The sequence below is a fragment of the Mycetocola manganoxydans genome (assembly GCF_003667545.1).
Taxonomy (GTDB): Bacteria; Actinomycetota; Actinomycetes; order Actinomycetales; family Microbacteriaceae; genus Mycetocola_A; species Mycetocola_A manganoxydans.
The window spans coordinates 25,453-38,275 of record NZ_RCUV01000003.1 but is presented as its reverse complement, the minus strand read 5'-3'; the positions used below and the strand labels follow the sequence as shown (position 1 = coordinate 38,275).

The 12,823-nt window shown below is 66.8% G+C and carries 14 protein-coding genes; 6 read left to right on the top strand and 8 right to left on the bottom strand.

Annotated elements, in window-relative coordinates; genetic code table 11:
• The first annotated feature begins 1 nt into the window (after position 1).
• Positions 2-823 carry an ABC transporter permease gene (locus tag D9V29_RS02480; protein WP_121671751.1) on the top strand — a complete coding sequence of 274 codons (822 nt, stop codon included), beginning with the start codon at positions 2-4 and terminating at the stop codon, positions 821-823.
• Positions 824-904: 81 nt separating this feature from the next.
• Here the strand turns inward: D9V29_RS02480 and purQ are convergent, their stop codons facing one another.
• Both purQ and purS read right to left on the bottom strand, forming a co-directional pair.
• Positions 905-1,600, bottom strand: a complete 696-nt coding sequence (purQ, locus tag D9V29_RS02475) for a phosphoribosylformylglycinamidine synthase subunit PurQ (protein ID WP_121671750.1) — start codon at positions 1,598-1,600, stop codon at positions 905-907.
• Positions 1,601-1,602: 2 nt separating this feature from the next.
• Entirely contained in the window at positions 1,603-1,857 is a 255-nt protein-coding gene (gene purS, locus D9V29_RS02470) for a phosphoribosylformylglycinamidine synthase subunit PurS (RefSeq protein WP_121671749.1), read from the bottom strand.
• Between the two features lie 114 nt (positions 1,858-1,971).
• On the opposite strand from purS, the gene D9V29_RS02465 reads away from it, so the two are divergent.
• Both D9V29_RS02465 and D9V29_RS02460 read left to right on the top strand, forming a co-directional pair.
• Complete coding sequence (locus tag D9V29_RS02465) at positions 1,972-3,213, top strand: sensor histidine kinase (protein ID WP_121671748.1); 1,242 nt, start codon at positions 1,972-1,974, stop codon at positions 3,211-3,213.
• Positions 3,210-3,833 (top strand): response regulator, encoded by a 624-nt coding sequence (locus tag D9V29_RS02460; RefSeq protein ID WP_121671747.1) that lies wholly within the window; start codon positions 3,210-3,212, stop codon positions 3,831-3,833. Before D9V29_RS02465 ends, D9V29_RS02460 begins: the two co-directional genes overlap by 4 nt.
• A 5-nt stretch (positions 3,834-3,838) precedes the next feature.
• On the opposite strand, the gene D9V29_RS02455 is transcribed toward D9V29_RS02460, so the two are convergent.
• Entirely contained in the window at positions 3,839-5,008 is a 1,170-nt protein-coding gene (locus D9V29_RS02455) for an alpha/beta hydrolase (RefSeq protein WP_229790444.1), read from the bottom strand.
• A gap of 165 nt (positions 5,009-5,173) precedes the next feature.
• On the opposite strand from D9V29_RS02455, the gene D9V29_RS02450 reads away from it, so the two are divergent.
• The gene (locus tag D9V29_RS02450; RefSeq protein ID WP_121671746.1) at positions 5,174-6,328 is read left to right on the top strand and encodes an alcohol dehydrogenase catalytic domain-containing protein; all 1,155 of its coding nucleotides are present in this window, start codon (positions 5,174-5,176) and stop codon (positions 6,326-6,328) included.
• Between the two features lie 16 nt (positions 6,329-6,344).
• On the opposite strand, the gene D9V29_RS02445 is transcribed toward D9V29_RS02450, so the two are convergent.
• The 4 genes from D9V29_RS02445 to D9V29_RS02430 are packed head-to-tail and all read right to left on the bottom strand — an operon-like array spanning position 6,345 to position 10,118.
• Positions 6,345-7,226: a VOC family protein gene (locus tag D9V29_RS02445; protein ID WP_121671745.1), complete on the bottom strand. Its 882-nt coding sequence runs from the start codon at positions 7,224-7,226 to the stop codon at positions 6,345-6,347.
• Between the two features lie 51 nt (positions 7,227-7,277).
• Complete coding sequence (locus tag D9V29_RS02440) at positions 7,278-7,748, bottom strand: GNAT family N-acetyltransferase (RefSeq protein WP_229790445.1); 471 nt, start codon at positions 7,746-7,748, stop codon at positions 7,278-7,280.
• 7 nt (positions 7,749-7,755) lie between these two features.
• Positions 7,756-9,213 (bottom strand): MFS transporter, encoded by a 1,458-nt coding sequence (locus tag D9V29_RS02435; RefSeq protein WP_121671744.1) that lies wholly within the window; start codon positions 9,211-9,213, stop codon positions 7,756-7,758.
• Between the two features lie 11 nt (positions 9,214-9,224).
• Positions 9,225-10,118: a phosphoribosylaminoimidazolesuccinocarboxamide synthase gene (locus D9V29_RS02430; protein WP_229790446.1), complete on the bottom strand. Its 894-nt coding sequence runs from the start codon at positions 10,116-10,118 to the stop codon at positions 9,225-9,227.
• Between the two features lie 113 nt (positions 10,119-10,231).
• Here D9V29_RS02430 and D9V29_RS02425 point away from each other — a divergent pair, with 113 nt between their 5' ends.
• Positions 10,232-10,570: a PadR family transcriptional regulator gene (locus D9V29_RS02425; protein ID WP_121672016.1), complete on the top strand. Its 339-nt coding sequence runs from the start codon at positions 10,232-10,234 to the stop codon at positions 10,568-10,570.
• Entirely contained in the window at positions 10,567-11,526 is a 960-nt protein-coding gene (locus tag D9V29_RS02420) for a DUF1700 domain-containing protein (RefSeq protein ID WP_121671742.1), read from the top strand. Before D9V29_RS02425 ends, D9V29_RS02420 begins: the two co-directional genes overlap by 4 nt.
• A gap of 7 nt (positions 11,527-11,533) precedes the next feature.
• On the opposite strand, the gene purD is transcribed toward D9V29_RS02420, so the two are convergent.
• Positions 11,534-12,823, bottom strand: coding sequence for a phosphoribosylamine--glycine ligase (gene purD / locus D9V29_RS02415; protein WP_121671741.1), 1,290 nt, complete (start codon positions 12,821-12,823; stop codon positions 11,534-11,536).

Sequence of the window (12,823 nt, the reverse complement as noted above, 5' to 3'; positions counted from 1 at the left end):
CATGTTCTTCGCGGCCTTCCGTGCCGAGATCGCCAAGCTTCTCACCACCAGGACCTGGTGGATTCTCGCCATCATCCTGTTCCTCTACATCGGTGCTGTCTCCGGAGGGATCGGGGCGCTGTTCGGGTTCTTCACCACGTCGGAAGGATCCGGCATGGGGGATGAGGCGCCTCCGACGGAGTTCCTCGCTCCGATGCTCTACGGATCGGTCAGCACGTTCGGCTACGTTTTCCCTGTTTTGCTCGGCGCCCTGGCCGTCACGACCGAATACCGGCACCAGCTGCTGACGCCGACGTTCCTTGCGACACCCAAGCGCGGCATCGTGCTGGGCGCGAAGTCTCTCGCGCTCTTCCTCTTCGGGCTCTTCTATGGATTGATCGGGGTCATCGCATCGGTGGGTCTCGGAGCGGGAGCGCTCGCGCTCTTCGACCTCGACACGCAGCTCGGCGACAGTGATACCTGGGCGATGATCGGGAGGGGAGTGCTCGCCCTCGCTCTATGGGCGATCATCGGAGTCGGTCTCGGGGCGCTCATCCCGAACCAGGTCGCGGCGATCGTTGTGATCCTCGCGTTCACGCAGTTCGTCGAGCCAACCCTTCGGGCGGTCGTCATGTTCGCCGATTGGGCTGCGTCCCTCGGCCGCTTCCTGCCCGGCGCAGCGAGCGACGCACTGGTCGGCGCGCCCAGCCTCTTCAACGCCGGCATGGCAGCCGGAGGTCCGGACCCGCTCGAGTGGTGGCAGGGCGGCCTTCTGCTCGGTACCCTCGCGCTCGTGCTCACCGTGCTCGGCTACTTCGTGTCGTGGAAGCGTGACGTGACGTAGGTCACGACAACGCGAGAAGGGCTCCCTGCCACGACGGAAGTCGCGGGCAGGGAGCCCTTTGCGGTGTCTGCGTGAGGCGCTCTAGACCGCCTGGAGCTGAGCGATCGCGCTCGTGAACAGCGTGAGTCCGTCGACTCCCGAACGCATGGCATCCGTGGTGTCCGGGCCGAAACCGGGTTCGACGGCGTGCTCGGGGTGAGGCATGAGCCCGACGACGTTACCGCGGTCGTTGGTGATGCCGGCGATGTCGCGGAGTGAACCGTTGGGGTTCTTCTCGAGATAGCGGAAGACGACGTGGCCCTCGCCCTCGAGCCGGTCGAGTTCGTCTTCGGACGCGATGAAGCCGCCCTCGCCGTTCTTCAGCGGGATGACGATTTCGTCGTTCGCGGTGAAGTTGGCCGTCCACGCTGTGTCGGCGTTTTCGACCCGCAGTTTCTGGTCGCGACGGACGAAGTGGCCGCTCTCGTTGCGGATGAGCCCGCCGGGCAGCAGGTGTGCCTCGGTGAGCATCTGGAATCCGTTGCAGATGCCGAGCACGGGCATCCCCTTGTTGGCGGCGTCGATGACCTCCGCCATGATCGGGGACACGGATGCGATCGCACCGGCACGCAGGTAATCGCCGTAGCTGAATCCACCGGGAAGAACGAGGGCGTCGACGCCGTGCAGGTCGTGCTCGCCGTGCCAGAGAGCGACGGGTTCGGCACCGGCGATGCGGATCGCCCGCTGGGCGTCACGCTCGTCGAGCGAGCCCGGAAAAGTGATGACGCCGATGCGCATGACTACTCGGCCTCCGGATACGTGATCGCCACGACGTCTTCGATGACCGAGTTCGACAGGATCTCATCGGCGATCTTCTGCACATCGTTCCGAACGGCATCCGTGATCGGGCCGTCTACGGTGAGTTCGAAGCGCTTGCCGATCCGCACGTCGGTGAATTCGGACTTGCCGAGCCGGGTCAGTGCACCTGAAACGGCCTTACCCTGCGGGTCCAGCAGTTCAGCCTTGGGCATGACTTCGACGAGAATTGTGGGCACGGCGTGACTCCCGGGTGTTCGAGGTAGGGGGTTTTCTCATCCTACCGGCACCTCGAACTATCGATGGATGCCGTCTGACGCTCCCACACGTAAGCTCTCGGAGAAAGGGAGACCATGAACCACTCCGCCCTCACTCCCGTTTTCGCGGGCCTGCGCTGGTCGCTGCACTCGCTGCTGATCGCACTCATCGCGGTGGTTCTCGTGCGCTCCGTTCTCACCGATGCGCCGAACAGCGCCCAGATCCACGCCCTCGCCGCGACGCTTCTCGCCGTGTACCTCGGTGGTTCCCTCCTCGCCCACCTGCGGCCGGCCACCATCCGCTCGGCGCGGTGGATTCCCTGGCTCTGGGTCGGGGCGCTGAGCGGGCTCTGGGTCTGCCTGATGTGGCTGACTCCGGATGCCGCATTCATCGTCTTCCCGCTCTTCTTCCTCTATCTGCAGTTACTTCCTTCCCGGGTGGCTCTTGGCGCCGTTGCCGTATCGACCGCCCTGTCGATCGTCGCGATCGGTCTCCATTCGGAGTTCGTGATCGGCGGCGTGATCGGCCCGATGATCGGGGCGGGTGTCGCCGTTGCCATCGGGTTCGGGTACCGCTCGCTGTACCGTGAGGCGGAGGAACGCCAGCAGCTCATCACGGAACTCGTCGACACCCGCGGCGAACTGGCCGCCGCCGAGCGAGCCGCGGGGGTGCTCGCTGAACGTGAGCGACTTGCCCGCGAGATCCACGACACCGTTGCCCAGGGGTTGTCGAGCATCCAGCTCCTCCTCCACGCCGCCGAACGGCTCGACGGCGATCGGCCGGGGCTCGAGCAACTGCAGCTCGCCCGTCAGACGGCCGCTGAGTCTCTCGTCGACACCCGAAGGATCATCCGGGAACTCACCCCGCCCGCGCTCGACGATCGCACGTTGCCCGGGGCTCTGGCGCGGCTCGCCGGCTCCGCCACTGACACCCTGCGTGCATCCGGAACACCCGCCGCGGTGAACTTCCAGCTCGAGGGTGCTCCTGCGCCGCTGCCGATGAACGTCAACGCCACACTTCTGCGGATCGCTCAGGGCGCGATCGCCAACGTCGTACGGCACGCGCGAGCGACCAGGGCGGACATCACCCTGACCTACCAGTCCGACAGTGTGTCGCTCGACATCGTGGACGACGGCATCGGGTTCGATCCGGGCGCTGCTCCCGTCGGCGACACCGATGATTCGTTCGGTCTACGCGCCATCCGCCAGCGCGTCGACTCGCTCGGCGGGGTTCTCAGCGTCGAATCCGTCCCCGGCGAGGGCACCGCCATCGCTGTGACCGTCCCGGTCCGTGAGACCGCCCCGGTTTCTTCGTCCCTGCCGGGAGTTCGCGCATGATCCGGTTGCTGATCGCGGACGACCATCCCGTGGTGCGTGCCGGTCTTCGAGCCCTGTTCGCCACCGAACCCGACCTCCACGTCGTCGGGGAAGCAGCGACAGGCGAGAACGCCGTCGAGCAAAGCAGGACGGGCGTCGACATTGTCCTGATGGACCTGCAGTTCGGCGGGGGCATGCAGGGCGCAGAGGCGACCCGCCGCATCCGCGAAGCGCCGGGAGCGCCGCACGTCCTCGTGCTCACGAATTACGACACGGATGCCGACATCCTCGGGGCGGTCGAGGCCGGCGCGTCCGGCTATCTGCTGAAGGACGCGCCTCCCGTCGAACTCATTGCAGCCGTGCGGTCCGCCGCCAGCGGCGAGAGCGCGCTCGCCCCCGCCGTCGCCGGCCGGCTCGAAGCGCGGCAGAACTCGGCGAACGAAGCGCTGACCAGCCGGGAGGCGGAAGTGCTCGGCCTCGTTGCCGATGGACGCTCCAATCGCGATATCGCCCGCACCCTGTTCCTGTCCGAGGCGACGGTGAAGAGTCACCTCGTGCACATCTTCACGAAACTGCAGGTCTCGTCGCGAACCGCTGCCGTGGCATCCGCTCGCGAACGCGGCTACATCCGACCCGCCTGAACCGCTTAGCCGTGCAGCGTGCGCAGGGCGGTGACGACGTCAGCGTGCCAACGGCGGGCGAGCGGCACGACCTTCGTGTACATCGCTGCCTCGTGTGTTGCGCCCGCGTAACGGACGGCGCTTGCCTCGACTCCGCTCGAGCGGAGGGCGACCGCGTAGGCTTCACCATCCTTGCGGAGCGCGTCATATTCCGAGGTGAGAATCACAGCGGGCGGCAAGCCGGCGTGCGACGACGCCCGAAGCGGCGAGGCATACGGCTGCCGGGCGCGCGACCGGTCACCGAGGTACGCGTTGGCGACCTGAACCAGTTCGCGACGGGCGAGGATCACGGGGATGCGCATCTCGCGGATCGGGGTGAGGTCGATGCTCCGGCCAGTGAGGTCGGTGACCGGCACTTCGAGGATCTGGAGCCGCAGGGGGTGGTTCGCACGATCCCGGTTGAGCAGCGTCACCGCCGCCGCGATGTTGCCTCCGGACGACGTGCCGTTGATCCCGATTCGTTCCGCATCGATGCCGAGCTCGTCGCTCGAGCGGAACAACCAGTCAAGAGCGGCATGACCCTGCTCGATCTGGGTCGGGTACCGGTGTTCGGGGGCCAGCGCGTAGTCGACAGCGACGTGGACGACATTGGCGTCGGCGGTGCGCATCCGGAACGTCGCGTCGACGCTGGTGTAGTCGACCCCTCCGAGCTGGAATGACCCGCCGAAGAATGCCAGCACAGCGGGCAAACGTTCATTCCCGCTGCCGAGCGGGCGGTAGACCCGCACCCGGACCGCGGGGTAACCGCGTACGTCCACCGTTGCATCCGTCATGTCGACGTCTGGTGGGGTGAGGCCGACGCGGCCGTAGAGCTTGGTATCCCATTTCTTCGCGTTGCGTCTCTTCCACCCGGGAGTCTTGCGCTTCGCTTTCTCTTCGGGCGAGAGCGGGGGCTTCGGCCCACTGCCGGCGGGTGCCCGGGATGCTTCCGCGCCGGCGACCGCTGTCCCCGCCGCTGTGGTTCCGACGGTTCGCGACGGCGATTCGACGAGCGCACGCCTGGAGGCACCTCGCCGCCAGGGGGCCAGTCGCGCGGCAGCAGCCGCCAGGAATCCGGTGACGACGCCTCGTGCCTCGGCGATCATGTCGCGCCGCCGGGCCAGGTACATGTCGCGGAAGTACGGATCGAGTGGCACGGGTTCCCCTTCATCTCGTGGGGTTCGACAGTATCAACCCCGGTCCGTCTGGCAGGGCCGGTTGACGCCGAGACGTCTCGTTTGATTCACCGGCGCTTTACCCGATGATGAGGTGCCGTTGGGCCGGGCTGTCTAGCGTGATGTGCAACAAGGGGGGAGATCGCAATGACGCGGCAACTGATTTCTGAGGTGGGGCGCGACGTTCTCGTTCGCCCGTCACCGTTCGCGATGGTGTGGCAGGGCAAAGGTTCGCCGCACGAGGCGCTCGCCGTTCCCGGGGTGGCGCTCGGTCCAGGCGAGCTGCTGGTGGAGGTGGAACTTGCGACCATCTGCCGCTCAGACGTCCACACCGTGCTCGGCCAGAGGGAAGGGCCGGCGCCCGTGATTCTCGGGCACGAGCAGGTCGGCAGGGTCGTCGCGGTCGGGGAGGGTGCCGTCACCTGGACGGGAACGCCGATTGTCGCGGGGATGCGCGTGGCCTGGTCGGTCACGGTCAGCTGCGGAAACTGCGATCGGTGCTCGCGCGGCCTGACGCAGAAGTGCCGCACACTTGCCAGATACGGCCACGACCGTGTGCACCGTGGGTGGGAATTGAGCGGGGGTTTCGCCAGCCACGTCCAGGTGCGTGCCGGATCCGCCGTTGTGCTCGTCGGTGAGAGCATGCCCGCCCGTGTCGCAGCGCCGGCGTCGTGTGCGACCGCCACCGTGGCTGCCGCGCTCGAGGCGGCATCCGCTCACGCTCCTCTTCGCGGCGCTACCGTGCTCGTTCTCGGCGCCGGGATGTCCGGGCTCACTGCGACCGCGATGGCGACGGATGCCGGTGCGCACGTGATCGTGTCGGACCCGGTTGCCGCGCGCAGGAGCGCTGCCTTCGACTTCGGGGCGGCTGCGGTCGCGGACCCGGGGGTCGGCTACCTCGCGGTCACCGGGCTCGGGGGAGTGCTCGCGGCATCCGCCGCTGCCGGTGCCGCGGAACCGCTCGTCGTTCTGGAGACGTCCGGGTCGCCCGCGGCGTTCCGCTCCGCCCTTCGGGCAGTAGGAATCGGCGGGATCGTCGTGCTCGTCGGGAGTGTGTCTCCCGGAGCCGAGGTCACCCTCGATCCGGAGGTGCTCGTGCGGAACGCGTTGACGGTGCGTGGCGTGCACAACTACTCGGGCAGGAACCTGCAGCAGGCGATCGACTATCTCAGCGATGCCTGGCACAGTCATCCATTTGCGGATCTCGTCGGGGAGACCTTCCCGCTCGCGCTGCTCGACGACGCCCTCGAGTGCGCGGCGTCCGGTCCGCACCCGCGGGTCGGGATCGACCCGCGGGTGTAATGGAAGGCTGGCCGGTCTAGACGGTCACGCGGATGAGGTTCGACCACGGGTCGTCGAAGCTCAGCGTGCGCCCGTCATCGCGGGTCTGGATTCTGTGATGCGTGAGCCGCTCGGCGAGTTCGCCGACGGCATCCGTCTCGCCAACCTGGATGTCGATGCGGCCGAGTCCGAGCGCCGGCATGCGAGGGCCTGCGCCGCGCGAGTTCCAGACGTTCATCGCCATGTGGTGGTGGTAGCCGCCGGCGGAGACGAAGAGGGCCTGGTTGCCGAGTGACGCCGTGGCGTCGAAGCCCAGCGTGTCGACGTAGAAGGACCGGGCGGATGCGACGTCGCCGACGGAGAGGTGGACGTGCCCGATGCGGGCGCTGCCGAAGACGGATTCATCGCCGGGGACGGTCTGCCCCTGCTCGGTGAGGTGCTCGGACAGGTACTCGTTGGGGTCGAGGTACAGCGTGGCCATCTCGACCTGGCCGTGGACCCAGCTCCATTCGGTGCGGTCGCGGTCCCAGTACAGTTCGACACCGTTGCCCTCGGGGTCGGTGAAGTAGAACGCCTGGCTGACGAGATGGTCGGCGCTGCCGGTGAAGGTTCCTGGTGACTTGCGGGCGACCGAGTACAGCGCGGCAGCGAGTGCTGCCTGGGTCTCGAAAACGATCGCGGTGTGGAACAGGCCCGCAGAGCCGGGAGCGGCGTGCTTGAGCTCGGGGGCGTGTTCCAGGATCACGGCCGGTACGCCGCCGCGACCGAGCGTCACGGTGTTTCCGGTCGACGAGAGGGGACGCAGGGTGACGGCATCCGTGTAGTAGGTCGTCATCGCGTCGAGGTCGGCCACGAGGAGGGTCACGGGTCCCATCGCGGTGTCGGCGGCGAGCTTGTCTGCGGTCGGTGTCGTGTTCATGATGTCATCTACAATAGTTGTAGCAACAACATTTAGCAAGCCCCGGCGTTGTTACCGAAGCTCCCGGCCGAGCGACACCGTTTTCAGGTTGTTGGCGTAGTGGCCGTAGTTCGGGATGTCGGCATAGCCGGCTGAGCGGTACAGGGCGATCGCTTCCGGATGGTTCTCGTTGGTTTCAAGGATCATGGACGAGACTCCGTGCTCGAGCGCCGAGTCCTCGAGCCAGTGGAGCAGGGTGCGGGAGTGGCCTGTTCCCCGATGTCGGTCGTCGACGAACATGCGCTTCAACTCGCCCCGTCCCTCGCCGACCCGCCTCCACGCGCCCATGGCCACCGCTTCGCCGTCGACGTATCCGATAGCGATGGCCCCGCGAGGCGGCACGAACTCGGCTTCGTGGATCGGGCTGCCATCCGGACCACCATAGATCCGGGTGTACAACTCCTGAAGCCGACGGATCAGTTCCCGTGTGTCCGGGTGGGAGTACTCGCGGCGGACAACGACGAGTGGCGATTCGTTCGGCAAGGCAAGGTCAGGCCGAAGCCGCGGCGCGTTTACGCACGTCGAGCAGGCTGAGGATCAACGCGAGCGCCAGCAGGGCGACGATGATCGCGGTCCCGCGCCCGTAGGCATCCCGGTAGATCGTCACAGGGTTGGCGAGTCCCTGCTCGGCGTAGAGCGTTGCGAAGAACGTGCTCGACGCGACCGCGACACCGATCGCGGTTCCGACCCGCTGGCCGACTTGCGCAACGGAGCCGGCGACGCCGCCCTGGGTGACCGGGACATCCTGAAGGGTGAGGGTCTGGTTCGGCGAGATGACGAATCCGCCACCGGCACCCGCGACGGTGAGTACGGCGGCCATGAGCCACGGCGTCCACTCTTCGGAGGCGAAAGCCGCGATGGGGAGGGTGGCGCCGATACCGATTCCGGCGAGCGCAACACCGAGGACGACGATGGGGCGGCCGTAGGTGTTCACCATGCGCCCACCCAGCCAGGACGTGACGGCGGAGGCGAGCGCGAACGGGATGGAGACCATGCCGGCGAACACCGCTTCGAGCCCGAGCCCCTGCTGAAGGAACAGCGTGACGATGAGGAACATCGCCGGGATCGCTGCGAAGTAAGCGGTGGCGATGAGGATGCCGTTCCGGTACGACGAGAGACGCAGCAGCCCGAAGTGCACGACGGGTGACTTCCCGATGCGCAGGTACCGGCGTTCCCACCAGACGAAAGTGGCCGCTGCGACGACGAAGCCGATCAGCCAGAACCAGCGGTTCGGATCGTCATCGGGCCCTCCCGTGGTCAGCACGAACGGCAGCATGAGGCTGAAGGTCGCGGCACCGAGGAGAAGGATGCCGGTGACGTCGAGACTCTTCACGTCCGCGTCGTGCACCTGCTGGCGCGGCAGGAGTCGCCAGGCGAACCAGATGGCGATGAGCCCCAGCGGGATGTTCATCCAGAACAGGAGCCGCCAGCCGTTCTCCAGTCCGCCGACCGCGATGAGCAGACCGCCGATCGTTGGCCCGAAGGCCGTTGACAGCCCGATCGTCGCGCCGAAAAGCCCGAACGCCTTGCCGCGCTCCCTGCCCTGGAACAACTGTTGGATGAGGCCGAGGACCTGAGGCATCTGAATACCCGCGGCAACACCCTGCAGGATCCGGCCGATCACGAGGACCTCGATGGTGGGGGCGATCGCGCACAGCAGGCTCGCGAGCATGAACGAGGTCAGGCCGATGAGGAACATGTTGCGTCGTGAACGGATGTCACCCAGTCGGCCGGCGGGAACGAGAGCGAGGCCGAACGCGAGCGCGTAGCCCGCGACGATGAGCTGCAACTCGGTGGCACCGCCGCCGAGGGACTCCTCGATCGACGGCAGTCCGACGTTGACCTTGGACAGGTCGAGGATCGTGAGGCTCGCCACACCGGCGCAGACCCAGAAGCTTTCCCACTTGACGCGGTTGGCGCTTGCTTCGTTTGGAGAGAGTTCAGACATCTCTCGAAACCTTACGCCGTCAGTCGCTCCAGTAATTCGCGGTAGCGCGCCGTCGTTTCTTCGACTATCTCGTTCGGCAGTTCGGGCGGGTCCTGGACCTGGTCCCAGTTCGCGGCGAGCCAGTCGCGCACGATCTGCTTGTCGAAGCTCGCCATGCGGTCCTCGGCGGTTCCCGCTGTCGCGTAGATGTCTGCGTCCCAGTACCGCGACGAGTCCGAGGTCAGCACCTCGTCGCCAAGGGTCAGGACGCCGTTGACCGGGTCGCGACCGAATTCGAACTTGGTGTCTGCGAGGATCACCCCCCGTTCCTCGGCAATGGCGGATGCCTGTGCGTAGATCGCGAGGGACGTGTCGCGCAGCGCCGTGGCATCCGCTTCGCCGACAAGTTCGATGCTCTGCTCGAACGAGATGTTCTCGTCGTGCTCGCCCATCGGAGCCTTGTATGCCGGGGTGTAGAGGGGTTCGGGCAGACGGTCGCCGTTCTGGAGGCCGTCCGGGAGCGGGATGCCGCAGACGCTCCGGGAAGCGACGTATTCCTTCCAGCCGGAGCCGGTGAGGTAGCCGCGCACGACGCACTCGACCGGGAACATCTCGAGCTTCTTCACGAGCATCGCGCGGCCGGCCACCTCCGCCGGGATGAGGCCGGGCATGGTGTCGTCGTCACCAAGCATCTTCTCGGCGAGGAGGTGGTTGGGTACGTCGAGGCGGTCGAACCACCAGAGGCTGAGCGCGGTGAGCAGTTCGCCCTTTCCGGGGATGCCGGGGGAGAGCACGTGGTCGAACGCGCTGACCCGGTCGCTCGCGACGACGAGAAGGGCATCGGAGTCGTCCGGGCGCTCGTAGAGGTCACGGACTTTGCCCGAGTAGAGGTGGGTCCAGCCGGGCAGGTTCGTCGATGTGCTCACCCCTCCATTATCGCGTGTGCGGTCGCCGGCGAGGGCGCCGGCGAGATTGCACTTACGCACCCGATCGGAGCCCATGCTGTACAAGCCTTGTTATACAAGGTATGGTCTCGATCATGAACGAAGACGAGGAGCGGATCGCGACCAACATCCGTAAGGGAGTGCTCGAATTCTGCGTGCTCGGGCTTCTCGCTCGCCGGGAGATGTATGGACTCGAGCTCGCGAATGAGCTCGTCGGACGGAGCCTGACCGCGAGCGAGGGAAGTCTCTATCCGCTGCTCGCACGGCTCCGCGATTCAGGTGCCGTCGATACACGGTGGAACGCTCCGGATGTCGGCCGCGCACGTCGTTACTACACAATCACCGCTCGCGGCCATGACCAACTGCGTGCGTTCGCAGACGTCTGGCGCACCATCGTGCCGCAGGTCGGCGCCCTATTGCAGGAGGAATCATGATCCAGGAACACCCCGCGATTCAGCGGTACCTGCGCGCTCTCAACTCCGAGCTTCAGCGCGTGCCTAACGCATCCCGCGAAACGATCATCGACGACGTGCGAGCCCACGTCGCGGATGCGGTCGACGCCGGCCGTGAACCCGATGAAGTGCTTGCGGCCCTCGGTAGCCCGAAGGACGTCGCGCGAGACGCACGGGAGCAGTTCGGGATCAGCGCCGATCCGTCCAGGCAGGACAATCCTGCCGATCGTGCCTCACGGATGCTGCACAGAGCCGCGGTCATTCTCGCCGTCGTCACTGCTGTGTTCGTTGCCTTCATCCTGCCGTCCTACGCCACCGAAGAGGGCGGCGTCAGTAGTGATTCCACCGGCTCCACTCTCCAAACGGCGACGGGCTTGTTCGAGCAGTACGGCCTCGGGGTTGCCTTGCTGCCGCTTGTGCCTGCGCTCCTCGCGCTACTCCCACTTCTCTCCGGTTCACTCCGCTTGCCGGTCTCGTGGCTGGGCGCGGTGCTTGTGACGGGTTTCTCGATCGTTGCTGGTTTATCGATCGGCGGATTCTTCGTCCCGCTTGCTCTCCTGATGTGGACCGCGGTTCTCGTGCCCCTGTGGATCCGTCGCGGAGCATCCCCTGTGGTTGGGCGTTCGTGGCGCATCGTCGGTGCGCTCCTGATGGTCGCGCCCGCGCTTCTCGGCATCGGCGGTGCCCTGACCGGAACGTTTTTGGACCCCGGCGCACCGTTCTGGATCGTTACGATCCTGGCGATCGGCGTGAGCGTGCTGTTCGCACTGCGGGTGCGGTTCATCGACGTCACCGTTGGCGTGCTCGGTGTGGCGATCATGGGGCTTGCCGTCTTCGACGCCGGGCTCCTCGTGCTCGCCGTGTGGTGGGGCGGGGGCCTGTGGCTGGTCATCGGGCTCAGCGCCGTCGCCGCTCGCCGCTCGACTGCCGGCCGGTAGCAGCGGGTCAGTCGGCGACGCGGGCCGCGATGTCGGTCCGGTACTGGGAACCCTCGAGTGAGATGTTGCCGATCACGTCGTAGGCACGGGCCCGAGCCTCGGCGAAGTCGTCGCCGAGCGCGACAACGCTGAGTACACGGCCGCCTGTCGACACGAGCTTGTCGCCCGACTGCGCGGTTGCAGCGTGGGCAAGATGAACGCCGGGAACGGCATCCGCATCGCGGAGCATGCTGATCGGACGTCCGGTGACGGGGGTTCCCGGATAGTTCTCGCTCGCCAGCACGACGGTCACGGCTGATGCTGCCGCAAAGGTCGGACGGTCGCTCTGGGCAAGGGTTCCGGTCGCGGCTGCGTAGAGGAGTGACGACAGGGGCGACGTGAGGCGGGGCAGGACGACCTGGGTCTCAGGGTCACCGAAGCGAGCATTGAATTCGATGACACGGATGCCGCGATCAGCGTCATTCTCGCGGCGCGAGGTCAGGATGAGTCCGGCGTACAGCAGGCCGATGAACGGCGTCTGCTCCTCTGCGAGCTGCGCGATGACGGGCTTCGCGATGGTCTCGAGAACCTCGGTGACGAAGGCTTCTTCGCTGCCGAAGGTCTCATCGAGCCAGGGGAGCGGTGAGTACGCACCCATGCCGCCGGTGTTCGGGCCTTCGTCGCCGTCGGCGAGGCGCTTGTAATCCTGCGCGGGGGAGAGCGGGACAACGGTGTGCCCGTCGCTCACGAAGAACAGCGACACCTCCTGGCCGTCGAGGAATTCCTCGACGAGCACGCTGCCGGAATCGAGATAGGTGCGGGCATGCTCGACGGCTGCGTCGCGATCGGTGGTGACAAGGACGCCCTTGCCGGCGGCAAGGCCGTCCGCCTTCACCACGTAGGGCGAACCGAACTCGTCGATGGCCGCCTCTGCCTCGGCGAGCGTTCCCGCGCGACGGGCCCGCCCGGTCGGAACCCCGGCTTCATCCATCACTCGCTTGGCGAAGGTCTTGGAGCCCTCGAGCTCGGCGGCGGCCCGGCCGGGGCCGAAGACGGGGATTCCCTGCTCCCGCAGTTCGTCAGCGACTCCCGCGACGAGGGGGGCCTCCGGCCCGATCACGACGAGGGCGATGGCTTCGGCGATCGCGAAGTTCGCGACGGCGACGGGATCATTCGGGTCGAGCGCGACGGTTTCGGCGACCTGCGCGATACCCGCGTTACCCGGGGCAGCGACGATGTCGTGTCCTTCCTCTTCGCCGAGGAGGGACAGGATGATGGCGTGCTCTCGCGCACCCGAGCCGAGGACAAGGATCTTCAC